This is a genomic window from Metasolibacillus sp. FSL H7-0170, from assembly GCF_038593115.1.
Classification (GTDB): domain Bacteria; phylum Bacillota; class Bacilli; order Bacillales_A; family Planococcaceae; genus Metasolibacillus; species Metasolibacillus fluoroglycofenilyticus.
This window is the reverse complement of the sequence record NZ_CP151964.1, coordinates 2,787,440-2,813,734: the sequence shown is the minus strand read 5'-3', so window position 1 is coordinate 2,813,734 and position 26,295 is coordinate 2,787,440. Positions and strand designations below refer to the sequence as shown.

General features: G+C 37.8%; 22 protein-coding genes and 2 pseudogenes. 3 read left to right on the top strand and 21 right to left on the bottom strand.

Going from position 1 to position 26,295, the window contains the following annotated elements:
- Positions 1 to 278: 278 nt before the first annotated feature.
- Positions 279 to 650, bottom strand: coding sequence for an iron chaperone (locus MHH70_RS13245; RefSeq protein ID WP_066169442.1), 372 nt, complete (start codon positions 648 to 650; stop codon positions 279 to 281).
- A gap of 241 nt (positions 651 to 891) precedes the next feature.
- Here MHH70_RS13245 and MHH70_RS13240 point away from each other — a divergent pair.
- Positions 892 to 1,092 (top strand): annotated as a pseudogene (locus tag MHH70_RS13240) (diguanylate cyclase); the annotation flags it as partial.
- Positions 1,093 to 1,255: 163 nt separating this feature from the next.
- Here the strand turns inward: MHH70_RS13240 and MHH70_RS13235 are convergent.
- The 3 genes from MHH70_RS13235 to MHH70_RS13225 form a co-directional block, all read right to left on the bottom strand.
- Positions 1,256 to 1,660 (bottom strand): GNAT family N-acetyltransferase, encoded by a 405-nt coding sequence (locus tag MHH70_RS13235; protein WP_066165441.1) that lies wholly within the window; start codon positions 1,658 to 1,660, stop codon positions 1,256 to 1,258.
- A gap of 556 nt (positions 1,661 to 2,216) precedes the next feature.
- A complete protein-coding gene (srtB, locus tag MHH70_RS13230) occupies positions 2,217 to 2,975 on the bottom strand; it encodes a class B sortase (RefSeq protein WP_342471716.1) in 759 nt (252 codons plus the stop codon).
- Between the two features lie 19 nt (positions 2,976 to 2,994).
- Positions 2,995 to 9,387 (bottom strand): SpaA isopeptide-forming pilin-related protein, encoded by a 6,393-nt coding sequence (locus MHH70_RS13225; protein ID WP_342471715.1) that lies wholly within the window; start codon positions 9,385 to 9,387, stop codon positions 2,995 to 2,997.
- A 528-nt stretch (positions 9,388 to 9,915) separates the two neighbouring features.
- On the opposite strand from MHH70_RS13225, the pseudogene MHH70_RS13220 reads away from it, so the two are divergent.
- Positions 9,916 to 10,026, top strand: a pseudogene (locus MHH70_RS13220) (IS3 family transposase); the annotation flags it as partial.
- 195 nt (positions 10,027 to 10,221) lie between these two features.
- On the opposite strand, the gene MHH70_RS13215 reads toward MHH70_RS13220, so the two are convergent.
- The 4 genes from MHH70_RS13215 to MHH70_RS13200 form a co-directional block, all read right to left on the bottom strand.
- Positions 10,222 to 10,746, bottom strand: a complete 525-nt coding sequence (locus tag MHH70_RS13215) for a GNAT family protein (protein WP_342471714.1) — start codon at positions 10,744 to 10,746, stop codon at positions 10,222 to 10,224.
- Positions 10,747 to 11,283 (bottom strand): GrpB family protein, encoded by a 537-nt coding sequence (locus MHH70_RS13210; RefSeq protein ID WP_342471713.1) that lies wholly within the window; start codon positions 11,281 to 11,283, stop codon positions 10,747 to 10,749. It lies immediately after the preceding gene.
- 95 nt (positions 11,284 to 11,378) lie between these two features.
- Entirely contained in the window at positions 11,379 to 12,125 is a 747-nt protein-coding gene (locus MHH70_RS13205; protein ID WP_342471712.1) for a hypothetical protein, read from the bottom strand.
- Between the two features lie 19 nt (positions 12,126 to 12,144).
- Complete coding sequence (locus MHH70_RS13200) at positions 12,145 to 12,984, bottom strand: pyridoxamine kinase (RefSeq protein WP_342471711.1); 840 nt, start codon at positions 12,982 to 12,984, stop codon at positions 12,145 to 12,147.
- A 175-nt stretch (positions 12,985 to 13,159) separates the two neighbouring features.
- On the opposite strand from MHH70_RS13200, the gene MHH70_RS13195 reads away from it, so the two are divergent.
- Positions 13,160 to 13,702: an ECF transporter S component gene (locus tag MHH70_RS13195; RefSeq protein WP_342471710.1), complete on the top strand. Its 543-nt coding sequence runs from the start codon at positions 13,160 to 13,162 to the stop codon at positions 13,700 to 13,702.
- Positions 13,703 to 13,787: 85 nt separating this feature from the next.
- Here the strand turns inward: MHH70_RS13195 and MHH70_RS13190 are convergent, their stop codons facing one another.
- From MHH70_RS13190 to MHH70_RS13130, 13 genes are all read right to left on the bottom strand, one after another.
- The gene (locus MHH70_RS13190; protein ID WP_066165418.1) at positions 13,788 to 14,975 is read right to left on the bottom strand and encodes an amidohydrolase; all 1,188 of its coding nucleotides are present in this window, start codon (positions 14,973 to 14,975) and stop codon (positions 13,788 to 13,790) included.
- A 145-nt stretch (positions 14,976 to 15,120) separates the two neighbouring features.
- Positions 15,121 to 15,768: an HAD hydrolase-like protein gene (locus tag MHH70_RS13185; protein WP_066165416.1), complete on the bottom strand. Its 648-nt coding sequence runs from the start codon at positions 15,766 to 15,768 to the stop codon at positions 15,121 to 15,123.
- A 158-nt stretch (positions 15,769 to 15,926) separates the two neighbouring features.
- Complete coding sequence (locus MHH70_RS13180) at positions 15,927 to 16,226, bottom strand: cupin domain-containing protein (RefSeq protein ID WP_342471709.1); 300 nt, start codon at positions 16,224 to 16,226, stop codon at positions 15,927 to 15,929.
- 573 nt (positions 16,227 to 16,799) lie between these two features.
- Positions 16,800 to 17,486 carry an ABC transporter permease gene (locus MHH70_RS13175; protein WP_342471708.1) on the bottom strand — a complete coding sequence of 229 codons (687 nt, stop codon included), beginning with the start codon at positions 17,484 to 17,486 and terminating at the stop codon, positions 16,800 to 16,802.
- Positions 17,486 to 18,415 carry an osmoprotectant ABC transporter substrate-binding protein gene (locus MHH70_RS13170; protein WP_342473202.1) on the bottom strand — a complete coding sequence of 310 codons (930 nt, stop codon included), beginning with the start codon at positions 18,413 to 18,415 and terminating at the stop codon, positions 17,486 to 17,488. Before MHH70_RS13170 ends, MHH70_RS13175 begins: the two co-directional genes overlap by 1 nt.
- 11 nt (positions 18,416 to 18,426) lie before the next feature.
- The gene (locus MHH70_RS13165) at positions 18,427 to 19,062 is read right to left on the bottom strand and encodes an ABC transporter permease (RefSeq protein WP_066165406.1); all 636 of its coding nucleotides are present in this window, start codon (positions 19,060 to 19,062) and stop codon (positions 18,427 to 18,429) included.
- On the bottom strand, positions 19,059 to 20,231 hold the full coding sequence (locus MHH70_RS13160; RefSeq protein WP_342471707.1) for an ABC transporter ATP-binding protein: 1,173 nt from the start codon (positions 20,229 to 20,231) through the stop codon (positions 19,059 to 19,061). The genes MHH70_RS13165 and MHH70_RS13160 overlap by 4 nt, the downstream gene beginning before the upstream one ends.
- A 387-nt stretch (positions 20,232 to 20,618) precedes the next feature.
- Positions 20,619 to 21,119, bottom strand: a complete 501-nt coding sequence (locus MHH70_RS13155; protein ID WP_066165401.1) for a pyridoxamine 5'-phosphate oxidase family protein — start codon at positions 21,117 to 21,119, stop codon at positions 20,619 to 20,621.
- A 403-nt stretch (positions 21,120 to 21,522) separates the two neighbouring features.
- Positions 21,523 to 22,428: a sensor domain-containing diguanylate cyclase gene (locus MHH70_RS13150; protein ID WP_342471706.1), complete on the bottom strand. Its 906-nt coding sequence runs from the start codon at positions 22,426 to 22,428 to the stop codon at positions 21,523 to 21,525.
- Entirely contained in the window at positions 22,421 to 23,053 is a 633-nt protein-coding gene (locus MHH70_RS13145; protein ID WP_066165392.1) for a hypothetical protein, read from the bottom strand. The genes MHH70_RS13150 and MHH70_RS13145 overlap by 8 nt, the downstream gene beginning before the upstream one ends.
- 5 nt (positions 23,054 to 23,058) lie before the next feature.
- Positions 23,059 to 23,418 (bottom strand): response regulator, encoded by a 360-nt coding sequence (locus tag MHH70_RS13140; protein WP_342471705.1) that lies wholly within the window; start codon positions 23,416 to 23,418, stop codon positions 23,059 to 23,061.
- 239 nt (positions 23,419 to 23,657) lie between these two features.
- Positions 23,658 to 24,932, bottom strand: a complete 1,275-nt coding sequence (locus MHH70_RS13135) for a dicarboxylate/amino acid:cation symporter (protein WP_066165386.1) — start codon at positions 24,930 to 24,932, stop codon at positions 23,658 to 23,660.
- Between the two features lie 254 nt (positions 24,933 to 25,186).
- Positions 25,187 to 26,239, bottom strand: a complete 1,053-nt coding sequence (locus tag MHH70_RS13130) for a DctP family TRAP transporter solute-binding subunit (RefSeq protein WP_066165384.1) — start codon at positions 26,237 to 26,239, stop codon at positions 25,187 to 25,189.
- Positions 26,240 to 26,295 lie beyond the last annotated feature (56 nt).

Below are 26,295 nucleotides of genomic sequence, written 5' to 3'. Positions count from 1 at the left end.
TTTAAGTGTGCCTAAAAAATGCTTTTAAGGTGTTCATGAGCTAAAGAATTTCCAATTTCGGTGTTTTTTTAGGTTGACATTTCACCACTGTGCTTATATGTACCTCAATATTGTGAGCTTCGAGTTTGAAGCTGAAAATAATTCAGATATCCCTCCAATAATTAGCCTATCACTTACCAGACTTTACGACCAGCTATTTTCCCTATTTTAGTTAAATTATATGAGTCTTTTGAATTAAAAAAGAACAGTGTCATAAAGACACCATTCTTCTTTTCTTATTATTTTCTCCAAAATGTAGCGCAATCCGCTTTATCTGCAATATTGTAATCAATTATTTTTTCTAATAGCACATAATCTACCGGTTGCTCCCACTTAATGCGCCATAAATTGTCTGTATGTGTGTAGCCCGCCTCTTTAATGGCATCTGAAAATTGAATAATGCCCTCTTTTTCAGGGCTAATTGCCATATGGTGCTTTGCAATACTGAAGCCAAGAATAAATGTATCATGGTCTGTAAACATCGGCTGATTCCAAGCAATTTTCTTCCCTAGATTCGGAAATGTCGTTGCTACCCATGATAATACTTCCTCCACTCGATGGCGCTGCTGTGCATCTTCGATTTTCTCCAAATACGGTGCAAAAGTTTCCATCCTATTTTCCTCCTCTAAAAAGTTTATATTTATTTTAACAATATTTATATCGAAAATACATTCCACCGATTTGTTTTACAGTATAATATAGGAAATACCATTTACGTAGGTGATTAAATGCCTTTAGGAATGATTGACTCTAGGTTAAAAACATTCGCATTGCAAAAAAAGCTATTGTTGCTCGCTATGGCGGGGACGAATTTTTACTCATTTGTTCAAATAAAAACAAAAACGACTTGAAGGTTTTGCTGAAACATTGCATAGAGATTTAAGCGCTCTTACTGTAGAAAATGATAACTATATAATCAATTTAAGCTTCAGTATTGGTTTAACGCTTGTGAATGAAGCAGATTCCTTAAAATCCTTATTACAACAAGCAGATGAAGCATTATATATCGTGAAGAAAAACGGTCGAGGTCATTTCACTTTTTATCGTAACTAAACGGAAATATGAATTCTCTCACTCTACTTCATAATCAATCAGCTTTATTTTAAGGTCAGCATTCTTAATAGAATAGCAAATGGTTGTCGAAAGGGGATGTATCAGCCATTTTTCTGCGATGAGTATTCGCAGAGGCTTCCCTCCTTTTCAGATAACCACATGATTATTTACGTATATAAGCCATTGCAATTGATTTTGGCGCTGTTTCCACAAAACCAAACTTTTCATAAAGCTTATGCGCCGGTACATCTGCAATTAATGAAACAAAGGCCTGCTTGCTAATTTCAGTATCTAAATAATGCTTAATTTCCGTCATAATCATCTTCCCAAGCCCTTTTCCTTGTTCGTCTGGATGAACGGCGATATCTACAACTACATAGGCTGTACCTCCATCTCCAATAACTCGCCCCATACCTATCAATTCACCATCATCCTTACGAAGAATAACAGAAAAACAGCTATTATTTAAACCCGCTTGCACATGCTCTCGGTCACGTGGTCCCATTCCCGCTAGCTTCCGCAATGTTAAAAACTCATCAACAGTAGGTGTAGTATGTAAAATTTGCATCGTCTCATCCCCTATTTTTTATTAATATAATATTATACTACTAGAGCTTGGCATTCTCTAATATAGCACTTCATTCATTTTAGACTGAAAAAGTCGATTTGTCCTAAAAACGCACGACAAATCGACTTTTATGATTGAATTGGATAAAACACAGGTTTTGTATTATAAAAATATCTTCTTTTAGAAATGAAAGACTTTAGTTAATTAACATATGTGGAATATAATCAGGTGTGTTGATTATGTAAATAATGTATATTAATTAGCGTATTTTATAGGGAAAATGCTTTTTTCATAGGCATACACTCGTTGATTGGAGTGGAGGGAGCGACTCCATCAGGATTAAAGGTAGGGAGGCTAAAGTCGCCGCGTCCTGCGGCAACGCCTCCATGACCAACATCGTGTTGGCCTCGAGCTGAAAATCCATTTATTTCGGCGAATGCCGAAATAGATTAGTTGAAGCCGCACCCCGAGAAAAGCGTCCCCCGCAACGGAAATCAACGAATTTCTAGGTTTTCTTTGTAAAATAAAGGCTAATCAACACGCCTGGAATATAATATTATTTTTTTCGAGCGACCACTGCTAATCGTCCATTTTCAGTTGAGTATTCACATGTTGACAGAATAATTAGCTTGTCTCCATATTGTGCAGTCACTCCTGTGTCATAAAGTGCAAGCTGTTTAATATTTCCGATATACGAATCAAATTCGTTAGACGTTTTTATATCCGCAATCTGATAATACTTAAAAACATCATCTGTTTGCCTGTACACCTTCGATAAAACAACTGCAACTATTTCATACTCTTCCTGTTGATAAAGTGTACTAAAGTGAAATGTTGCGTGTTCCTTGTAGTAACTTTCCTTTTTATACTTTTCTAAATCCGCAAACATCGAGCCACTTTTCATATGATGTCCATGAATAAGCAAAATATTTGATTCATCTATATCACTATATTTATCCAAAAAAGGTAGCCCGTTTATGTTTTCCTCTTTATCAAAACCATGATTAAGATAGTACTCTACATCCTGCTGATGCTGCATGATTGGGTAATCAATGCGCGTGTCATCTACTTTTAACCACCCAATAATATCCGAATTTCGCTTGTAAAGCTCCTGAAATTCAGGAAGCATGATAGGCACCTGTACTTTGGTAGTAACAGGTACAGTTACCCTATCCTCTTTATAACGTATTTCTGCCAGTTCCTTTATTTGTTGATTTTCAGTGTAATTCTGCAAGTAATTTTTGGCAAGCGTGCCTAAAGAATAAATAAGCATCGCTGTAAAAAAGGCGATAAGAATTTTTTTAGTTTTACTCATTTTCTTACCGCCCTTCTCATTACTGAATATGCTTTTTCTTCCTGTTTCCGAATAATAGTAAAACCAGCATGATAAGGGATAGCAGCGCCAAAGCTATATAGAACATTGATGACATACTATCATCCCCTGTTTTTGGAACATTATCTAGTTTACTATTCTTATTCGCTCCATTGTTATTAATCTCGCCGTTTTGGTTATGAGATTCAGTGTTGCCTCTAGGTTGTTCTGTCTTAGCTTCTGAATCTGGATTATTTTTAGGCTCTTCCCAATTGCCTTCTGAACTTGGATCGCTTTCAAGTTCTTCTGGATTTTCAGGATTCATTCCTAAATCTGGGTTATCCCCCGGATTTTCCGGATTCGTTTCTGAATCTGAGTTGCCTCCCGGGTTACTCGGATTCGTTTCTGGATTTGGGCTGCCCCCCGGGTTGCTCGGATTCGTTCCTGGATTTGGGCTGCCTCCCGGGTTACTCGGATTCGTTTCTGGATTTGGGCTGCCCCCCGGGTTGCTCGGATTCGTTCCTGAATCTGGGTTGCCTCCAGGATTGCCACCTGAACTAATTGGCTTCATTGGTACATCGTGCCTTACAATATCCCACTCAACAGAAATAATTGGGCTTGTATATGTTTCATAGCCTTCTTTTGTTACAACTAAATAGTAATCTGCTTCTGGGAATACCATGTATGCATAAAAACCAAATATATCGCTATATTGCTCTGGGCTCGCGTTATCATTTGGCGCAAAGCCTGGAATTGCAGGCAATACCACTTTTGTGTTTGGCGTAATGCCCTTCGTAATATTTCTTGTTGTATCCGCATAGTACAATGTGACTGTAGCACCTTCGATTTTTACGCCAGTGTTTACATCACCTGTCGTTTCATCATAAACAGTGCCATATGGGTCAACTAATTCTTCCGAAATATTAAGCTCATCAATATTTGCTAAGTTAAGCACTTTATCTTTCACAAGCACTAACTCTTTACCTGGTTCAAATTGATAACGCACTTCCATTGTATAATTACCTATAGTTAAACCTTCTGCTAAAAAGGAACCATTTTCAGCTAATGGAAATGCTTTAGGTGCACCGTTTTCTAAAACATAATTGCCAGTTGCATCTTTCAAATAAATGTTCAAGTTGCCAGCAAATACTTCATTCAGTAATGCTGTGTCACCATTTGATTTCTTGAAGAGTACGATACCTACAGCAGCAATTTCTGCTGGAATTAAGTCACCCTCAGTTGTAGTATCAGTATCTTCGATGAACGCTTTTTGTGTAAATGGAATAGGCGTTTGTACTCCACCAATATTCATCATTCGGATGTAAGTAATTGTATACTCTTCATCTCGTTGAACAGGGTGATAGTACCTTCCCTCTGAATCCGTAGTGATTGTTTCTTCCTCACCCGTTTTAACATTCCTCACTACAATCTCTACATTAGGAATGATTTCTCTTGTTTCATTATTGCGTAGAACACCAGTAAGTGCTGCTGGCATTGTGATAACAATTGCATCATCCTCATTGTATGGTACACCTGATGGACTAGTAGCATCCGTCTTCGCAATGACTTTATGCTCCTTTGGTGTAACCTCCGTCAATTTCGGTGGCGTGTATGAAATCGTCACTTTTCCATGCTCATCAGTAATACCTCTTCCCACTTCTTTACCGTCAACGAAAAAGACAATTTCCTCGCCCTTTACAGGGGTGCCATCCTCCCCTGTTAAAGTGGCTGTCAACTCAGTTGGTGTTTTACCATCTCCACGTACCTTTTGAATTTTTGGTTCTAAGGCAAGTGTACCTGGAAGATAGCGAGCGTTTTCAAATGGCGCTTCTGCAATAATGCCTGCCTCGATAGTACCAGTATGCTCTCTGCTTGTTGGGGTTGTTTTATAACCTTCTTCTGTATAGTCAGTTTCTGCTACAATATATCCTGTATTCTTTAAAATATTTTCAATAAGAATCGTCTGATTATGCTTAAGTGCGAATGTATCACCAGATTTAATATTTCCTGTAGTGCCGTCAGACTTCGTATAAGAATATGTTCTATCTGCACCCGCTCCAGTAAAGATAACCGTATACTCAAAGTCCTTATTCGCATCGCTACCATTACCTGTTACTGTATTGCTAATTAACAAGCCCCCACCAGCATCTTTATGATTGATAAACTTCGCTTCGGCTGTTTGCGACTCTCCAATCTCACCTGTAAATGTGAAGTCTTCTGGCGTAGTTTCATAGTCCTCACTTGTGTAATCTGTCTGTTGAACTGTGTAGATAAGTCCTACAGGTAGATTACTAAAAGTAATAAACTCACCATGTTTCAGTACGATTTTTTGACCTGACTCGATTGTTCCTGTCGCACCGTTAGACTTCGTATAAGAATACGTCCCGTCTTCACCTGCTCCAGCGAAGTTAATAGTGTATTCAAATTCCTTATTTCTATCGCCACTACCAGTCACTGTGTTGTCGATTAATAGATGCCCTAGTATTGTTCGGTTGTTGACATACGCTAGCTCAATCACTGTATCCTTTTTGATTTCGCCAGTATACACTCGGGTTTCAGGGTTTGTCATATAACCATCATTTGTATAGTTTTGTTGTATAATCGTGTAAGAAAGACCTTCAATCAATCTAGGGAATGTGATTTCCTCACCATGCTTCAGAAGAATAGTTTCACCACTTTTTATTGTAGCTTTTGCCCCATCCTTAACATATTGATATTCCGCATCCTTGTCTTCTCCATCAAAAACAATTGTATAACTAAACTCTTTGTTTTGGTCTCCTCCATTACCTGTTACAGTGTTATCAATTTTTAATCCACCTGCAGCAGGAGTTGGAACGACTAATGGATTATCAGAAGTTACTTTTATACCATCCACCCAAATAGGCTTTCCTGGCGTATTTCCTACGTATACTTGATAAACCTTTGTATTTGGCAGGTAGGCATCCTCATCATAACAAGTTTCTACCAATTCGTAGTACCCTGGTTCAGGGAACAATAGATTAAGTTTTCCATTGCTAGTTGTTTTCCCATCTGCAGCCTTCGTTCCATCGCCCTTCTTATACAACTCAAAGCATACATCACCTAGTGGATTACCATCTGGGTCTACCTTGATTAGTGGTAATAGTGCATTGGAAGTGGAGCTGCCTGCTACGTCCGAACTGTCCAGTGTAGTTTCACTTTCTGCACTGATAGCTTGCAACTTATCATCGCCCATCAGCTTTATTTTATTCCCCATTTTGTCTCCAGCTTTTGGCTCTTGAGATTGGTCAACTTCTGTTTGATACACAAATTGATAAAGTTGATTTGGATTACTCAAATAAAACTTGATAACTGTAGTGCCATCTGCTCCTGGTGCCGCCTCCACTTGGACTTCAGCGTTCGGTACACTAAGATCTAACGCCGCACCCTCTCGCTCTAAAGTACCGCTAGCCGTTAGCTTCGCAGGATATACTGACATACTAGGTGCAGTCAATATAGCGTTGCCGCTTTCATCATAACGTAGCTTCATACCTGCACCTATAGTATCTTGCAAGTATATACCTTGTTCCATATTGAATGGCGGTGTATAGTCTACTGTCCATTCCAGTACACCTGGAAACGGCTTATTAACTGATTTACTTAGTGCTCGAACGGGTACAATCACCTTACGTTGCTCAGTCACTACTTTTTCTTCTCCACCCCATGTTATATGGAAATCAGCTTTGTTATATAGTACTTGCTGCGTTGTACCATTTTCCGTGTATTCCTCTAAATATTGTGCTAATGCCGCATTGGATGGTCTTGCCTTTACTAAAATTATATAAGGACTTTCCAATTTAGAGAAACTGAATGTTCCTATATTTCCACTCTTTGAGAAACTTACAACATGAGCAGAAGTGCCTGGCTCAATGATTTTCTTCGCATCGTTCCTTAAATCTACACGTCCACTAGCATATGCACCATTGCTTGAGGAACCTTCCCAAAGCTCGAATTCTTTCTCCTCAGAAAACGGTACGAACTCCCACCCTTCAGGTAATGTATCTACTAGTTTAATATGACTAGCCACCCGGTTGCCGCCGTCTTTCGCCATTTCACCAGTATTATAGCCTGGCATGTTAACACTTAAACGGAAGGTAACCGTTTTTGTCGTTTGATCATAAGCAGAAATCGTCCATGCTTCATTATTGTCATCTCTTATATAACTAGCTATGTTATTTGGTGTGACATTTTCAGGTGTACCATCTATCTTTAATGGCTTTGAAGCAAAGAGCATTTCTTTATTTAACATCGTCACATGAAGATTCACAGAATTTTGTGCGCTCATAACAGCCTCGCCATCAAATAATAAGGCACGATTCCATTCTGCTTTATCTGTATTAATATTTTGTCTAAAGAGTACGTCTGGATTTGTTTCAAGTGCTCGGAAACTGAAGGAAGCATTCTGGTCCGAAGTATAACCTGTCACTTTAATTAAATCCGCTACCACTTCACCATCCACTGTCAATGGAATAGCCTTCACATTTAGACCGTTTGCACTCGTTAGGCTACCTGGATGATATTGCTTCCAAAGTTGTGCCGCATTGATATTTGCTTTTATTTTTGTAATTGTTGCTGCATCTACCTCGTTAGTGGCATCGACAGCATTATTTAAGATATTTAAATCTCCACCATGTACGAGCACATCATACACTACTGCATCCGGCAAAGCATATTGTGGCTTTAAGTTAACTGTCCATGTCACCCCGCCAAGATTAAAATCTTCCTGTAAAACAGTGCCGTTTTTTGTAAATGTATGTGCACCAATAGTAACGATTGCCTCATCAGTTACTGCGGCAGGTCTTAAACCACTCACCACATCATTGTTCTGAATGGCATTTGGTGTATCCAAATTCCAGTTGGCACGTGGGTCGATTCTAAAACTGGAGCCATCAATTACATTGCTCTTTATCACTAATTCCACTCTGCCATCAATATTTCCAAAGGAGTAAACACCATTCGAATCGGGTGTAATTGATGTTTTAGCAGATGGAACACCATCTACCCATGTCTGCCATGTTGCTGAGTCAAACTCCAATCCATCAGGCAGTACATTGGTAATTGTAAAATCATTCAAGCCTTTTTTGTTATACTTGCTGTTGACATTAATTGTCCAGATGATTGTTCCATTAGGATGGTCATACGAGGCAGCAGCTTGAATCCAATCGGGAGCAAAAGAAATCTCTTGAGCTGCCTCTACCAACTTCTCATCATCTTGTTTTAGTTCTACCCTACCTTGCATATCCCGATAGCTACGACCAAGATTGCCTGGCGGATTCCTATACTCATAATAGTAACTTTCTTTAGGAATCCATGTCTTATACTCGATTACTGGATCTACACCTGTTCCTGATGGGAAGATGTAGGTAAGCACCCCATCCGCATCTATGCTCGGAGTTACATGAATGCCATTTACTTTGAATGAGTCCGGTACATAAATACCACGGGCATTTCCAAAATTGGTATTATAAGATGCCGGATTCGTATAAAACGTCTTCCCGTCTAACGGTAGCTTGATTGTGTTATCAAACTGATCAAAAGCAGACATAGTTGATTGCCAAGTAATTGCTCCCTCAACAAATTGTGAAGGCTGAATTCCACGATAGCTGTACTGATCCCATCTGACCATCCCAGGTGAGCTTAGTGTAATGCTGTACGTTGCTGTAACATCTGGATTTTTTAGCTGATAAACTGCCCCAAAAATGTCGATTGGCTTTGTCTCACCATACGCCATTCCAGTTACATCAGCATCAGCAGTCGTTTCAAGGCTGAAAACAATATTTCGTCCAACACCGTTGAAAAAATTATCATCACCATTAAATTCAATCTTAATACTATTCGGAGTGAAGTATGCGGTACCTAGCTGCCTCATACCTGATTCAGTTTGTGCATTCAGTACTTTAGTAGCTGTTGGCAACAACACTTCCTTAAAGTAATCCTCTCTCGTTAGCTCAATCCAGTCACCTTTTTGGATGTATTTCATAGGATCGGCGTTTGTAGGATTTGAGTCATCACCATTTACCGGTACGTTGAGCCCTTCTGACTTGAGCACAAATTGCTGTCTACCTTGAATAATACCATTTGGGTTAATAACAGCATTTTCCTGCTTCACTTCCAATGGAAAGGGTGCATTCGCCTCCATAAACAGCGCTGTTTTATCTGTAGGTAATCCCACAGACATTGGTAGGATGACTTTTGCTGTGTCTTCCGTTACCAATTGACCAGTTTCATTGTCCGTTAACATGTTAGTAACAACTAATTGCTCTTCCTCATACTTTTCCGCAGGGCTTGTCTCACTTTCTGCATATGTAGGAACAGCGAATGTCAACGTTTGCAAAATAAGCATTATTACTAGCCAAAGTGATAATACCAATTTGCTTTTACTGCGTTTTCGGTTCATCCCTAAAATCCCCTCCTTTTTCCTCGCTTTTTATCGACTTCAGGATAATCTACCTATTTTCATTTCGATATATTACGGAGCATAGGCTTTCTTGGGAATCCCTATGTCGATAGCTTTACGCCTAGTTCATGCTGTAAAATAGTAGCATATGCTATATAGCGTATTGAGCTAACCTTATCATTACGTGTTGAACAAAAAATAAACAATTTCGACATTTATTTTTATTTTATTTTTTTCAACCGTATTTTAAATCGCAAGTTAATTTCGCTAACCGCATAGAAATGTCCCTTCAAGTTGTTGCGTCTTGCCCAACACTTATCATTCACTGGTTTAAAATATACCCTATACGATAGACACTTTGAAAAAGGCTGTCGTATAGGGTATTTTTCTTTATGAATGAGAAAAGGTTGTTGGAGCGGATAAGAATTGACAAAAAATTATTTACCAAAGAAAAACAGAAACAGCTAAGATGTAATTAAAATGCACGAGCAATTAGCGAGAAATCATTTACGTATACAGATGATATTCAAACGAGAAATTAAAAGTTATATGACGTACTACAATCATTATCTTGGGCGATGGAACTTAAAGAAGCTGCCGCCTGCAAAATACAGACAGCAGCTTCAACAAATTGCCTAGCTTTTTTTCAAAATGGCCTTTTCAAAGGGCACTCTAATTTTACATACTAGTTTCTTTGTGCTACCCTACCAATCGAATAACGGAGAAGACTTAAAGATATATTCAAACTTCATCACGAATTATATCAATTGAATATAGGATGATTTTGGTTAATCAATATACATAGAAAATTATAGCACTATGACTTGGAGTCCCTTAATATGGCACTTCATTCATTTTAGTAGGAGTTACTAGCCCTGCTTTCCAGTCCTCATAGATTGCCCCATATAAAACTGTATCTGAGATTGTACCATCCGCATTTTCCCAAGCATTGCGTAAATAGCCTTCCTTCACAAAGCCCGCTTTTGTGAAGCTTTTTCGCATTGCAATATTATCCGCTCGTGTATAACCTTCGATGCGGATTTTACTTTTTTCACCGAATAGGTAGTTTTGTAACCATTTTAACGCTTTCACACCAAGCCCTTTACCGCGCGCTTTTGCAGCCAAACGAATATCGAATAACGGAATTGTATCATTAATATCATTAATAATAAGAATACCCATTTTCTCTCCAGCTTCAATAATCCAAAATGTTTCACGTCCGTCTGCATAATAGCCCTTTTTAATAGCTTTTCTCACTGCGTTCGCATCAACCTCTAAATCTGCATGATAGGTCCATTCATTTCCAGTTAGCAACTGAACTAAGTCTTCTGTCTCTCCGTTAAATATTGTTAATTCCATTCAGCTTTCCTCGCCTCTCTTGGCTAAAATAGACCTTACAAAATCCTCTTTATAATCCGTGTAAGCTGCAATGCCTTGTAAACCCGTTACAAAAAAAGATTGCTTTAGCTCTTCATAATGCTTTTTTGCCTCTTCATTTGCTCTTAAATAATTTCTAAAAAATAAGAGCTCCTGCCATTTCTCTCCCTCATATTGGACAATATGAATAAAATGTGTCTTTATTTGAAATGTATCATCCATAAACTTCGCACATACAATTTCGTCGGGTCGCTCTACACGCAATCTATAAAAGCCTGCCTGCATTAAAACTTTGAAAAATGGCTTTTCTAGATATGCCAAACCACCTACGCCAACTAAAAGGTCAATGATTGGCTTTGCTCGTATCCCTTCAATTGACGTACTGCCAATATGCTCAATCTGATGGCTCTTTAAATTGGTCAGTGCTACTAATTCTTCTCTTGTTTTCTCAAATTCTGTTCGCCATATTTCCTCATAAGGAACGAGTATGACTTCATCATTTCGCAAACCTATATTCATCCTACACCCCTCCCTATTAATAAAGCTAAAGCATTTTTGAAAATATACTAGTCTATTAATATATGGAGATTTATGGTATAATAAAATTATAGAAATTAAAATGCTTCTACCCAAAAATACGTAGTTAACGGAACCTTTCGTCCTGCTTTATCCCACGCATGATATTGCTCAAAAACCTTTCGTATATCTCCATTATGACAATCCTCTACAATGTATTTCACAGCCTTAGAACTGCGCCAATAATTCAGCATAATAGCAGCTAAGCTTGTTGTTTCATAACTACCTATGCCAAATTCGTCTAAAGAATGCTGCCCATATTTCTCTTTAAATAACTTAATCAATTCACTCTCAATAGCGACTAATTCTTTATACTGCTCAGCCGATAATGTCAGCTTTTGCGACAAATATTCACACATGCCTTCCTCAAACCAAATGCTATTTTCGCGTTCACTATCAAAATCCTCTATAAATAGTTCAAGATGATGTGTTAATTCATGTGCTAACACACAAAACACATGGTCTAATGTTATCTCATTATAATATTTTTCAATACGCTCATTGTGCTGCCCCTCTAGTTGGGTAAGATAAAGCTCACGCCATTCCTGCACACTTGGTGACATACAAATTCTCACCTCATTCGTAAAGGCAGGTACAGGGAAATTTGAAAAAATCGTTGTTGCAGTCTCTTTTGAAGTCCAAACGATTGCCTGCGGTACATCCTCTAAGCCAAATTCTTTTTCCAAAAGTGCTTGATAGGCATTTAGTTTTTCATTCAACTGCTCTATATCAGCAGAGTATGACTGTATTTCCTCAATACTTTCGAACGCAAAAATATTTTTCATTATTTGTAAAGCCCCCTATCTAAATAAGCATTTTCAAATACTTTTCAAAATGAACACCCATATTACGTGGAATTTGCTGCGCATATGTTTCTCCAATAGCTGCTGTCAAAAATTGCGCTGCTAGCTCAATCGCCTCAGACAGACTATGTCCTCGTAAAACGCCTCCCATAACAGTAGCTGCAAATAAATCACCTGTACCAGAATAACCTGTACCATTAAAAGGTTGTTGGTTGAAAACAACGGTTCCATCTGCAACGAGCAAATTGCCAATCATCGGCTTTTCTGTAGGAGGTACAATGCCGGTCAACACTACTTTGGCATTTGTTTCTGTAGCCAATTGATGCGCTGCCTCTTGCAATGCTAGCAAATAATCATCCATCGTCGAATAACTATGTAACTTTTCATACGACAACCCTGTTAGCATACAGCATTCCGTTATATTTGGTGTGATAATATCTGCTCGTTTGACAAGCTCCTTCATACGTTCTAATAAGCGACCTGTGAACAATGGATAGCCCTCACCTTGGTCACCCATGACTGGGTCAACAAGCACAATTGTTTCCTCACGCTGAAAAGTATCTAGAAATTCAAAAATATGCTGAATTTGCTCTTCTCCCATAACAAAGCCTGTTAAAACACCATCAAAGCTTTCATTCATTTTTCTCCATTCTTCTGTAAAATGCCCCATTTTTGAAGTCAAATCCTCACAAAAAAAGCTTGGAAACTCTGTTTGCGCTGTCAAAATTGCTGTTGGCAGTGGACAAACTTGTACACCCATCACCGATAAAACTGGCAACGCAGCAGTTAAAGAGCATTTACCAAAAGAGGACATATCTTGTATAACAGCTACCTTTTTCATCCCTATCATCCACCAATCAAATTCTAATATGTTCATCTTAACAAACCATAGCTATACTGGACAATTGTTTTAGTCACAAACTGACCACTACATTTTAAACAGAATTGGTACTTTTATAACAATCAGATATTTGCTAAAGTAATTGATAATTTCAATAATAGTAAGGAGAATGACAATGCAACAAGCACACAATATACAAAAACAACAAAGTAAAACATTTGATTTGGTTATTACAGCTATTCTGATTGCCCTTGTTTTCATTGCAACTTTTATTAATATTAAGCTGCCTATTATGGCGAAAGGGGGGCTTGTTCACTTAGGTACAGCAATGCTCTTTACCATTGCCATTTTGTTTGGACCAAAAAAAGGAGCGATTGCTGGCGCTTTTGGTATGGGGCTTTTTGATATTTTCGGTGGCTGGCTGATTTGGGCCCCAATTACAATTGTAGCGCGCTTTTTCCAAGGTTTTATTGTAGGAAAAATTGCGTATATGAGTGGAAAAAAAGGAACAAGCATGATTATGAACATCGTCGCAGCGGTTGCTTCTGTTCCTGTAATGCTGGCAATTTATTATATCGGTGAAGTTATTTTATATAGCAACTGGATTGCACCTCTAGCATCCATCCCTGGTGATTTACTACAAAATGCTTTAGGTTTAGCTATCGCGATTCCACTTTGTGCAGTATTGAAAAAAGCACCTTACTTTAAAAATACGTGAAACTTAATTCAACACAGACTTAAAGTTGTAAAAAGCGCATGAAACCAAGTTATGATTTGGGTTTCATGCGCCTTATTCATGCTAATTATTTTTTCGCGAAATAGTCTAATGTTGCCTGCCCTAAAACATTTGCTGCAATTCGTAATGAGCGTTCATCGATATCGAACTTAGGATGATGGTGTGGATATACTTCCTCCCATTCAGGGTTTTTTGCCCCTGTGAAGAAGAATGCTCCCGGGATTTTCTCTAAGAAATATGCGAAATCCTCTCCCCCCATATTCGGGTCTACGATTTCAACAGCTTCCACCTCTGCAACTTTTTCTGCTGACGCCATCACATGTTCTGTCTCTGCCTCATGGTTCACTACAGGTGGATAGCCTCGAACATACTCATACTCATAGTTTGCCTTTGTTAAATAACATGTCGCCTTTAACAGCTCTTCGATTTCATGTTCTAACAAAGCACGCTCCTCTTCATGGAAAGTACGCACAGTACCCTTCATATATACTTGGTCAGCGATAACATTGAAAGGGTTTAATGCTTCAATATGTCCAATCGACACAACAGCTGGACGTAATGGATTGACGCGACGTGCAACAAGCTGCTGTAAATTCGTAATAAACTGTGCTGCAAGAACAATCGAATCCTTCGTGTCACTTGGGTTTGAACCATGACCACCCTTTCCTTTAATCGTAATATAAACACCATCTGCTGCAGCCATTAATGGACCTACTGCAGTTTGCACTTTGCCAAGCTCAGCTGGTGCCCATAAATGCGTACCAAAAATCACGTCTACACCTTCTAAACAGCCATCCTCAATCATTGCAATCGCTCCACCCGGGGCAAGCTCCTCCGCATGCTGATGAATGAACACGATTGTCCCCTCTAAATCATCCTTCATTTGATTGAAGGCTTTCGCTAAGATTAATAGTGAAGCTGTATGCCCATCATGACCACATGCATGCATACGCCCTTTTACTTTGGACTGGAAAGGTAGACCCGTCTCCTCCGTAATTGCTAAAGCGTCAAAATCCGCGCGCAATGCAACTGTTTTCCCAGGTTTGCCACCTACTAGCTTTGCAACAACTCCATTGCCACCAACTCCCTCACGCACTTCATGACCTAGTGCTCGATGAAATGCAGCAATCGTTTTCGGCGTTTCTACCTCTTCAAAAGAGAGCTCGGGATTTTCATGGAAATGACGACGAAGCTGAATCGTTTCCTCTTCATATTGCTTTAATAAATCTGCTAGTTGTTGCTGTAAAGCTGTCATAAATAACACTCCTTATTATGTAAGTCAATTTATCTAGTCCGAAACTGATTAGAACTATAATGCAAATATTATAACATAATTGCATCACTATTCTGTTAATTTAGGATTTCATTTCTCAATGTAAACCTGATGGAATCTTTTCATCCTACTCTTTAATAATATGTAAAATATCATTAAAATCATTGACAATATAATCTGCTCGCTCTAATTCGCTTTCTTGTGCAAAATCGAAGCGAACGCCGATAGACTTTAATTGATTATCAAGTGCCGCATGGATATCCGATGAGCGGTCTCCTACAACATACCCTGTCTCAATATTATTTTCCACTTTGACTAGTTGCACTAATTCCGCTTTATTTCCAGAGGCAATCAAATCAATACTATAAACCCCCTGAATAAATCTCTTTAGCTGATATTGCTCTACAATAGCTTGTAAATAAGCTGTTTGCCCATTACTTGCTATATATAATGGGTAGCTCCCCGCTAATTGCTTTAATGTTTCTTCCACCCCCATGTATAAAGCGCCTCTACCTTTTTTTATTTGCTCAATTAACGCCTCTTGAAATAGGTGATTGCTTTCTATATGCTGGGCTGCGCTATGTTTTGGACATAAAGTTGCCCAGACAACCGGCAAAGGCACTCCCATAATATCACGGTATTTTTCAATAGGTGTTGTACCTACCCATTTCCCATTTGAACGCAATATTTCAAAGGTAGCTTCTAAAGCAGGCTCCAAAATCAAATTTGTTTGAAATAACGTACCATCCATATCAAAAATAATTGAGGTGTTCATATTTTCCCCTCCTTCATTTATATGTTTAACGACTAGCTGAATCACACAATAATAATTGAAAGGCTCTAAAACAAATCAATTGCGCGTATCGTCCAGATTTTTTGAATTTCCTGTTATGTCAGAGCTACTTTGTCTTTCTGAATAGCCTTGTGACTTTACTATTTCTTCAATCGCACAACGATAATCTCGCAATCCTCTACCGCTTCAAGGCTATGCTTTTCGCTCGGCTCAAGCATTAGTAATGCGTTCGCATCAAGCTCCGTTTCTTGCCCTTCAACATGAAATTTTACACGCCCTTTTCGGCACACAATTAATACTTCTCCAGGCGCTGAATGCTCCGCTACTGATTCACCAGCTCTTAACTGAATATTCATTACATCATAGCCAGTGCCTGCTCCCACTTTACCTGCATGTTTAACCTTGTCTTGTAATAACTGCTCCACTTGAATATGTTGCATTTGAAGTACCCCTCCATATTAATATTCGATATCTATACTCACTTCACAAGCGTGTTGGATATTTGAAACACACTCTTTCCTTCATCATATCATTCTTTTTTCCATCGTTACAGTTGGCACAATTTCTCCTGCTTTATTCACTGTGTTTTTTTCTTCAATATTCATCCGTATCAATTAAGAAATAATCAAAAATAAGGGAGTGACAACTATGTAGATGCTTGGTGTTTTTTCGTTCTAGGAATCGTTAATGATAATTGGACATTTATCCCGCATTAACAGGCAGTAAGACACCTACTTTAAGATTTGAGTGAAAATATGCTAAAGGATAAGTGGGCAATCAACTGTCCGTAAAAGCCCGATTGGTTCAACAAACAATCAGTGGAGGATGAGGAAAACCCCCACTGATTAAAGTTTCACTTTAATATTAGGTATTGCATTATCCATTGTTTTTTTATGTTACGAAAAGCAAATCATCTAATGATGAATACACTTGAAGCCCGACACTATCTAATTGCGAGATAGTGTCGGGCTTCATATTTATCATATAGTTTTAGGTTTATTCCATGTTGTTATTTAATAAGCCTTTTTCAGCCTTTCTTGACGCTTCATTGGGTCAAGACGACGTTCTAGCCAGCCGAGACCAACGTCAACAATGATAGCCATTAATGCTGTTGGAATTGCGCCTGCTAAAATAATAGCTGTTCCATCTGTTGCGTTTGTTCCGCGAATAATAATATCGCCCAGTCCACCTGCACCAATAAAGGCTCCAATTGCTGTAATACCTATAGCGATGACGAGGGCAATACGGATACCTGTAATAATAATTGATAGAGCTAGTGGCAGCTCAATCATATATAGTACTTGCTGACGCGTCATGCCCATTCCTCGCCCTGCATCTGTTAAGCTTTTGTCAATTGTCGTAATGCCTGTGTAAGTATTTTTAATAATCGGTAGCAATGAATATAAAAACACCGTAACAATTACGGTCGTCTTACCTAATCCAAGCACAAGCATAATCATAGCCATTAGCGCAAGAGCTGGAATCGTTTGAATAATGTTTGCTACTGTAATAATAGGCCCTGCTAGCCTCATGTTTTTCGCAATGAAAATACCAATAGGGATGCCAAAAAGTGTCGCAAGTAAAACGCCATATACTGAAATTAAAAAATGCGTCATGAACTGTCCTAGCACATAAAAGCCGTTTTCCTGAAAATAGTAAATGAACTGCTCAAAGGTGCTTAATTGCGATAAATCCTGCATTACTCCTCACCTCCCTCTTCACTAAAATAATTATTTTCCATTAAGAAGTTTTTCGCTACTACAGCAGGCTCCAATAAATTATTATCACATAAATAATTGAGCTCCTGCATTTGTGCTGTTGAAATTTTGCCAACTAGTCGATTAATAACAGCCTCTAGCTCAGGTTTTGCTGCCAATATTTCATTCGTAGCGAGTGCGCTCGTTTCATATGGGGGGAAGAAATGCAAATCGTCCTCTAGCACCTTTAAATTGTAGGAGGCAATTCTACCATCTGTTGTATAGCCTAGCACAACTTCTACTTCACCAGCCTGCACCGCATCATACACTAAGCCAATTTGCATCGGATATGTACGCTTAAATTCAAAGCCATATTCTTGTACAAATGCCTTAAAGCCATCACCTTCACGGTTTAGCCACGATGTATCGACACCCGCCTCAATATCCTTAGCAATTGCAGCTAAATCACTCACTTTATTTAAGTTATACTTCTCTGCTGTTTCCTGAGAAACCATAAATGCATAGGTATTTTCAAAGCCATACGTATCAAAAAACTTTTGATTAAATTGCTCAGCAAATGCTTTTTGTACATATTTCATTGCTTCTTTTGGGTCTTTAATAGGCTCTGCCTGTAGTGCGCCTGTCAAATCAGTTCCTGTATAACGAGCAGCTGAAACATTCGCATCACCATTTACCATCGCTTGATGTGCCACAGTGCTTGAGCCAAGATTATTAATTAATTCTACTTCTTCATCTGTGTAATGCTCAATCATTTCCTTAAGCATATGACCCATAATTTGTGATTCAGTAGTAACCATTGTCGCTACTTTTATTTTTTCTATGCTATTCTTTTGTCCACCTGACAAAGAACACCCAGTTAAAATTGTCAGCGCAAGTAATATACTACCGAAAACTGTTATCGTTTTTTTCATCATCTTACGCCTCATTTCTCTACTTTTAATCCTCTTGGTGTAACCCAAATTTCCACCTTTGACAAAATAAAATCTGTTAATAATGCTAAAATCGTAACGAGTACAGCCCCGCCAATAATTAAATCAGTTTGATATAAATTCAAGCCATTAAATACAAAATCCCCTAAGCCACCTGCGCCTATGTAAGAGGCTAATGTTGCCCATGCGATAACATATACTGCGGATAACCGAATGCCCGCCATAATAACGGGGATTGCTAAAGGGAGTTCAATCATCCAAATAGACTGCACTTGTGTCATTCCCATACTAATGCCGGCTTTTTTTACATCGCCATTAACAGATTTCATGCCGATAAACGTATTATTTAAAATTGGTAATAGTGTATAAATAAATAGCGCAACGATAGCTGGTACTTTACCAACGCCTAAAAAAGGAATCATAATTGCTAAAATAGCAAGTGAAGGCAATGTTTGAAAAACACTCGTAATGGCTAATACGATTTTTGCTAAACGTGTCGTTTTGGAGAGTACTACACCAAGTGGAATCGCAACAATCGCTCCTAAAAATAAGGCGATAATTGAAATATAAAAATGCTCCCATGTTTTTAGTACAATGTCACCCGTATTTTGTGTGAAGAAATCAATCATATAGATTCCTCCTCAGTCGTTATCTTATTTACAAGTAGCGCGTTCTCTTCCTTCTCATCACCCCAAATTGTGTCATATATTGTATCAACTATATTGGCACGAGTAATAAGACCAATTAACCGCTTATCCTCGTCTACCACAGGGATATTTTGGAGATTCCGCTTCAAAATACGGCGTACTGAATCCTGCAGTTTTGTGCCTGTTTTTACATAAGCGACTTCCCGTTGCATTACTTCATCAATGCTTTGGCGATTACGCTGCGGGCTCGTAAAGCTTTCCACATTCAAGTAACCGATGAGGTGCTTATTAGCATCTGTTACAAATAAAGTATCCACCCGCTTTGATACCATTAAACGTAGTGCTTCATCTAAGCTTTTTTCAATTGTAATAGAAATGGGATTAATCATTACCTCATCTACAGTTTTTACACTTGGTTTACTTTGAATGAGACGATGCGAACCTATAAAGTCACGCACAAAATCATTTGCAGGATTAGCTAAAATATTATCTGGGGTATCAAATTGCACAACTTTCCCATCGTGCATAATACAAATACGGTCTGCTAATTTGATTGCTTCATCCATATCATGCGTAACAAAAATCACGGTTTTGCCGAGGCGAATTTGTAGGTCCTTCATTAAATCCTGCAATGTGTCGCGCGTTATTGGGTCGAGTGCACCAAATGGCTCGTCCATTAGAATAATATCTTGATTAGCCGCTAGTGCACGTACAACACCTATTCGTTGCTGCTGCCCGCCCGATAACTGCGCAGGATACATGTCTAAATAAGAGGTAGGTAAATTAACAAGCTCAATTAAACGCTCTGCTACATTATCTTTCTTTTCCTTGTCCCATTTCAAAAGTCTTGGAACAAGTGTTATATTATCGCGTATCGTCATGTGGGGCATTAACCCAATTTGTTGAATAACATAACCGATTTGTCTGCGGAGCTGAACAGGATTTATTTTCGATAAGTCCGTCCCATCCAATAAAATTTTCCCGCTTGTCGGCTCCACCATACGATTAATCATTCGTAATGCGGTTGTTTTTCCACTCCCACTTGTTCCGATAAATGCGATAAATTCGCCTTTTTCGATATTGATTGTTAAATTATCAACGGCTTTTTTGCCGCCACGGTACGTTTTGGTCAGATTTTGAATAGAAAGCATCCAATCACACTCCTTCATAAAATAGCTAATTGCATTTATTTATACCCACATTTCATCATAAAAACGCAATCATTTACCGAATTAACTCTATAAAAGTAACAACTTATCTTTTTAAACGAGTTGTTTGTTTAAATATTATAGAGGAAATGCTTTTAATGAGCAAATATCCGTCCCCTAAAAGATGTGGTTTTTAGTTAAATTATTAATATCTTCTCTGATTTAGTGGAAGGAAATCAATAAAGAGGCTGGAGCTTTTCATCAAGACTTAGGTATCTTCGATGCATTAAAAAAATAGTACATATTTCCTGAATATTGATTATTTCAAAAAAAATTGTCTGAAAAGCGGTGCTTCCGCACACTTTTCAGACAATCCTATAGCCCTTTATTTTAATGGAACATTCCCTTATTTTCTTTTCCTGTTAGCTTTTCAATAGAAATTTCAAAAAGTTCAATTTTCGGTAAAATTGGATAACCTTCACGTTCAAATGTCCATTGTGGCTTACCGTATTTCGCCATTAATCGGTCAAAGAACAATGCTTTTTCAGCCTCCTCCTCAATGCGAGTAGCAGTACCAAATAGGACAACACTTGTGTACACTAAAGCAGACTGGCATGCGTACTTTTTACCAGGCTGTAATTCGCCCATTTCACTCACTTCGATGCTCACTTTATTATTGCTCTTTAAATTATCCCAGAAATGGCTTTCATGAATATTGCCAATATGCAAATAGAGCTTATCGCCACCTTCATATACATAAACAAAAGGAATGACATACGGATAGCCTTCCTCATCTACAGTTGCAACGTGAGCAACCTTTCCTTTTTTCAAGAGCTCTTGTGCTTCTTCTGTTGAAATTTCTACGCGCTTGTTTTCAATTGAACCTCGCAATTACTCCACCCCCTAAAAGATATATAAATTATACATCTTTCAACTCCTTTCGTATAGATTTCCTTAATGCACCGCGCCTTTATACAAAAGGGAAGGCTTCAAGCGCCGGACATAAGGAGTTGTCCGAAAAGTCCATTCTGTTTTGACATCGTATTGAAATAAATGTTTTCATCGCTTCTCTTTTACTGAAGGATAACGCTGCTAAAGCCAATGTTCATCCCATTTTTAAAAGAGGCGTTCTCTGTTTATAGCAATCAACATTTTGCGAAACATCATCGCTACTGTCCAAAATGCCGGCTTTGCACGGCTTTCTGGATGGCCCCCTTCTACAATTTTGAGCGACACTTAATATAGCAATGAGGGCTGCTCGAAAAGATATATCTTTTCGAGCAGCCCTCTTTAATTATTCATTATTCATTTTTTGTTTGTGTAAATACATTTGACGATCAGCTATGTTTAATAACTGCTTTACTGTCACACCGTCTTGTGGGAAACATGCATAGCCAATACTTGTTGTGATGGAAATAGACTGGTCCTCAATAATAAAGGGCTCTAGTAATAGCTCATGGATTTTTTCGATTTGCTTATCATGTTGCTCGGCGGATGAAAGATTTTCGACTAATAGTACGAATTCATCGCCACCAAGGCGCGCAAAAACAGATTGTTCATCCGTTAATTGTTGACATCGCTCTGCCACCATTTGTAATAGTTGGTCCCCTTGCGTATGCCCAAAGCTATCATTGACTGATTTAAAGCCATTCAAATCTAAGAAAAATAATGTGAACCTTGCATCTTCCTGCTTAGTTAAACTTTCGATTCGATCAACAATAAATTTTCGATTTGGCAAATTCGTTAAGCTATCGTAAAAAGCAAAACGTTCTAAGCTCTTTGTAAAGCCAATTGAATTTTGTAATGATTTATTTAGCTTACGAATGCGCTCATAATGATTTGTCACATCATGAATTTCTAGCATTACATATACTTGATTGTCCAATTCAATATGCCTTACTAACATATTTTGACGCAGCTTTTTTGTATTTTCATGCTCACAATCAACAAAATACTCATGCATTGCGGCTGAGCAAAAGTTTTTTTGCTTATTCAGAAGTGCTTTTTCGAACATTGAAATATATAAACTTTTATTTAATCGTGGAATAACCTGTGTCACCTTTAATCCTTTGACATCTTGCTCATCTTGACCTGTAAACTTTTCTAACCAGTTATTCCATAGTTGAATATTCAATTGCTCATCTAGCAAAATTATCCCGTTGTCCAACTGATTAATAATAGTCAAATATAAATTATTCATCTACGTCCCTACTAATCTCATCCACTTTTTGTATTAAAAACTCTATAGACTCTAATGAGAATTTAATTAAAATGAGGCCGATTACTTCGGATTCGTCTACGCTGAAATTAACATATAGTAATAATATGTTACTTTCCTGTGTGTTGAAGAATGTTTTGCTAAATTCCCCTTGTTCATGCAAAACAACTTGTGGCACATCGTAATCTAACTTCATTTCAAGAAGGCTTCCCATGCCTCCCATTATTGCATTCAATATAATATTGCCAATTTCCTTAACTACATCAAAATCCTCATCGCTAAAAGAGGATTCTTCAGTTTCCATTATATATTCCTCACCTAAACAAAGTGCAGTCACATATTTAATTTGCTCCGTCGGAAAAATAAATTCAGCTCTACCAGAGAAAACGTTACCAAATTTCAATGAAGTAGACAAAATTGTACCATTTAAAATGGGGATTAAATTTTCTCTATCTTCGTCATTTAAGTCGTTAATTACTATCAATTCCACTTCTGGAACAGATAGGTAAATTCTTTTTTGGAGAATTTCTGATAATAAGCTAGCTGCTTCACCGACAAACACATTGTACATTTCTTTTAATACATCTTCTTGTGTAGTTGTAAGCATGGATCTCACCCTTCTATCAATGGCTTGATGTCCACAAGCTTGTCAGCATTTATCGGTTTATTAATAAACGCTAACGCTCCAGCAGCTATCGCTTCTTCACGAACTGTTAATTGCACATCAGCTGAAAGTACAATAATTCTAGCATCTGGGAATTTTCCAATAAGCTGTACAATTGCTTCCTGTCCAGTCATATTCGGCATTAATAAATCCATAAATACCAAATTAGGTAAAAAAGTCCCATATTTTTCTATACATTCAACACCATCATCTGCAGTCTCGTAAACAGCCTCTGGATATATTGATTTTAATGTTTTTATAGTTACTTTTTGAGAAAATGCAGAATCATCAACAACAAGTATTTTCATAAAATTCCCCTTCTCCTCTATACTTATTGTTTAATGATAACACATCTATTAGTCATTTTAAATCATACTAATACAACATTAACAAAAACGCCACCATTTAGTAGGAAAATAACACTACTATGAAAATATTACCAAAGGCCTTATTACTTACTATCGACATTACTCATTGTTTTCAAATCATAAAAAATAAGCTGATAGAAATGCAAATGTCTACTTGCATTTCTATCAGCTCTAATAACCTATGCGTTCGCCTTACTTAATCGACCACTATTCACTACGATAGCTTCTGCCTCTTCTGTTCCTTCAAACTCATTTTCAGATTTTGAAACAGCGACACATGCTACACCATTTCCAATTAAATTTGTTACAGCACGCGCCTCTGACATAAAACGATCGACACCAATTAATAAAGCAATTCCTTCTACTGGAATCATTGGGAATGCCGCTAATGTTGCAGCTAGTGTAATAAAGCCTGAGCCCGTTACGCCTGCCGCCCCTTTAGATGTAATCATTAAAATTCCTAATAAAGTAACCACTTGTACCCAAGTTAAATCAACACCGTAGGCTTGCGCAATAAATAATGCCGCCATTGATAAGTAAATGGATGTACCATCTAAATTGAAAGAATAACCTGTTGGCACAACTAATCCAACTACTTGCTTCGAACAGCCTAAACGCTCTAATTTATTCATCATAGATGGAAGTGCTGATTCGGAAGATGATGTACCGATTACTAAAAAAATCTCTTCTTTTAAATACGCAATAAACTTAAATATGCTAAAGCGGTAATAGTATGCAATTGACCCTAAAACAAATACAACGAATAAGAACATCGTTAAGTACACAGCTACCATTAGTAAACCTAACGATTTTAATGAGCTAATACCGAATGCCCCGATTGTATAAGCCATCGCACCGAACGCACCGACTGGAGAAATACGCATAACGATGCCAACAATTTTGAAAAATATTTCTGACACCTGCTCAAAAAATGTGATAACAGGACGTGATTTTTCACCAAGCGCTGCAGCCGCAACCCCGAATAATATTGCCGCAAATAACGTTGGCAGTAATTGCCCATTGGCAATTGCGCCAATTACGTTCTCAGGAATTATATTATATAAAAACATCATAATCCCTTGGTCCGATTCCTGTGCCGCAGATGTATACTTTGAAATATCTGCATTTGCCGCCTTTGACGTATCGATACCTGCACCCGCATTAATAAAGTAAGCAACAGCAATACCGATTGCAAGGGCAATTGTTGAGACGATTTCGAAGTAAATCAATGCCTTTCCGCCAATGCGTCCCACCTTTTTCATATCTCCCATGCCGCCAATACCAATGACAACAGTCAAGAAAATAATTGGCGCAATTAACATTTTAATTAGCTTGATAAACATGTCTGCTAAAATCTTTAAGCTTGCACCGAACTCTGGCCAAATTGCCCCAACAATAATTCCTAAAATAATTGCAAGAATTACTTGTACCGTTAAATTTTTAAGCCATTTCATTTTATTTCTCCGCTCCCCTTCGCTAAGTAATCGCTTTCTTTTTTCATAATGTTATAGGCAAAGGTTGCGAAAAAAAAGATTTTGAATTTAAAAAACTTAACGTTTATTATGTTCAAATATTCTAAAAATAAGGAAGATTACCGATATATCAGCGTTTCCTCTGTTATATAAACATCCTAGGTAATTCTTTTTTGTTATAATACAAAACAAAAAACTATACTTTTGGTCAAAAAGTATAGTTTTGGTCATTTCGTTCAATTGTTTTCTATGTGCTCAAGCAGTAATTTATAATAGGTTACATCTATTTCTTTCTCGTAATAATAATAAATAGGAGCGAGCCTCTCCTTCCACTCTGTCTTCTCCTCAGCTGTTAAAGAATAGATACTTACTTCTGGAAGGGATTCTAGCTCCCGCAAGCTATCATTATTAATTTCGACACTCACATCAAACTGCCAATTGCGCATCTCGTTTAACGCATCCATAATATGCTGCTGAATTTCCCCGTCTAAGCTATCCCAAAAGGATTCATTCATTAATACAGCATAACCTAAAATACCATGATTAGAGAGCGTAATATTTTTCTCATACGTATGAAAACCTTTCGAATAAATGTTGGAAATCGTATTTTCCTGAGCTTCTACACCCTTTCTTTCAATTTCATAATAAACATTTCCAAAGCTTGTCGTAATTGGTACAGCATCTAGCAATTGAAATTGATGACGCAGTAAATCACTTGCCATTATGCGTATACGTAAACTAGTAAAGTCACCCGTCTCACGAATTAATTGCTCATTGGCTGCAATTTGCTTAAAGCCATTATGCCAAAAGTCTAAACCTTTAATTTTCTTCTGCTCTAATTCATCTAGCAACATAGTTTTTAACTCACTTTTTTCATACAAAGACTTAATTTGCTGCTCATTTTCAAAAACAAATGGTAAATCCAGCACTTGCCATCTAGGTAATAAATCTGTCATTTTAGAGAAGGTTGGTGCAATCATTTGCACCTCGTTTTTTTGGAGTGCCTGCAGCTCTGTTTCATCATTGTATAAAATACCATTGGGATACACTTGTACTAAAACACGCCCATTTGTCTTTTCCTTTACAAGCTCAGCAAATTTAGCCGCAGCAAGCCCTTTCGGCGTGTTTTCAGCCACAACATGGCTAAAATGAATAATTATTTGCTCCTGCAAGCCAATCTGCTCATCATCATAAGGAAGCGTTACAATATTAAATATATTTTGTCGATATCCGATAATACTTGCTAGTATAATTAATAAAGCAAGTGCTATTGTAATAAAATATTTCATTAGAACGAATCTCCAATAAGATTTTTTACATAGTATACCTTGTCGCAATGAAGAAA

Excerpts from the sequence above, each read along its gene's own strand:
- MHH70_RS13245 (WP_066169442.1), bottom strand. The coding sequence starts at position 650 with ATGGAAACTTTTGCACCGTATTTGGAGAAAATCGAAGATGCACAGCAG.
- MHH70_RS13235 (WP_066165441.1), bottom strand. The coding sequence starts at position 1,660 with ATGCAAATTTTACATACTACACCTACTGTTGATGAGTTTTTAACATTG.
- srtB (WP_342471716.1), bottom strand. The coding sequence starts at position 2,975 with ATGAGTAAAACTAAAAAAATTCTTATCGCCTTTTTTACAGCGATGCTT.
- MHH70_RS13225 (WP_342471715.1), bottom strand. The coding sequence starts at position 9,387 with ATGAACCGAAAACGCAGTAAAAGCAAATTGGTATTATCACTTTGGCTA.
- MHH70_RS13215 (WP_342471714.1), bottom strand. The coding sequence starts at position 10,746 with ATGGAATTAACAATATTTAACGGAGAGACAGAAGACTTAGTTCAGTTG.
- MHH70_RS13210 (WP_342471713.1), bottom strand. The coding sequence starts at position 11,283 with ATGAATATAGGTTTGCGAAATGATGAAGTCATACTCGTTCCTTATGAG.
- MHH70_RS13205 (WP_342471712.1), bottom strand. The coding sequence starts at position 12,125 with ATGAAAAATATTTTTGCGTTCGAAAGTATTGAGGAAATACAGTCATAC.
- MHH70_RS13200 (WP_342471711.1), bottom strand. The coding sequence starts at position 12,984 with ATGAAAAAGGTAGCTGTTATACAAGATATGTCCTCTTTTGGTAAATGC.
- MHH70_RS13195 (WP_342471710.1), top strand. The coding sequence starts at position 13,160 with ATGCAACAAGCACACAATATACAAAAACAACAAAGTAAAACATTTGAT.
- MHH70_RS13190 (WP_066165418.1), bottom strand. The coding sequence starts at position 14,975 with ATGACAGCTTTACAGCAACAACTAGCAGATTTATTAAAGCAATATGAA.
- MHH70_RS13185 (WP_066165416.1), bottom strand. The coding sequence starts at position 15,768 with ATGAACACCTCAATTATTTTTGATATGGATGGTACGTTATTTCAAACA.
- MHH70_RS13180 (WP_342471709.1), bottom strand. The coding sequence starts at position 16,226 with ATGCAACATATTCAAGTGGAGCAGTTATTACAAGACAAGGTTAAACAT.
- MHH70_RS13175 (WP_342471708.1), bottom strand. The coding sequence starts at position 17,486 with ATGCAGGATTTATCGCAATTAAGCACCTTTGAGCAGTTCATTTACTAT.
- MHH70_RS13170 (WP_342473202.1), bottom strand. The coding sequence starts at position 18,415 with ATGAAAAAAACGATAACAGTTTTCGGTAGTATATTACTTGCGCTGACA.
- MHH70_RS13165 (WP_066165406.1), bottom strand. The coding sequence starts at position 19,062 with ATGATTGATTTCTTCACACAAAATACGGGTGACATTGTACTAAAAACA.
- MHH70_RS13160 (WP_342471707.1), bottom strand. The coding sequence starts at position 20,231 with ATGCTTTCTATTCAAAATCTGACCAAAACGTACCGTGGCGGCAAAAAA.
- MHH70_RS13150 (WP_342471706.1), bottom strand. The coding sequence starts at position 22,428 with ATGAATAATTTATATTTGACTATTATTAATCAGTTGGACAACGGGATA.
- MHH70_RS13145 (WP_066165392.1), bottom strand. The coding sequence starts at position 23,053 with ATGCTTACAACTACACAAGAAGATGTATTAAAAGAAATGTACAATGTG.
- MHH70_RS13140 (WP_342471705.1), bottom strand. The coding sequence starts at position 23,418 with ATGAAAATACTTGTTGTTGATGATTCTGCATTTTCTCAAAAAGTAACT.
- MHH70_RS13135 (WP_066165386.1), bottom strand. The coding sequence starts at position 24,932 with ATGAAATGGCTTAAAAATTTAACGGTACAAGTAATTCTTGCAATTATT.
- MHH70_RS13130 (WP_066165384.1), bottom strand. The coding sequence starts at position 26,239 with ATGAAATATTTTATTACAATAGCACTTGCTTTATTAATTATACTAGCA.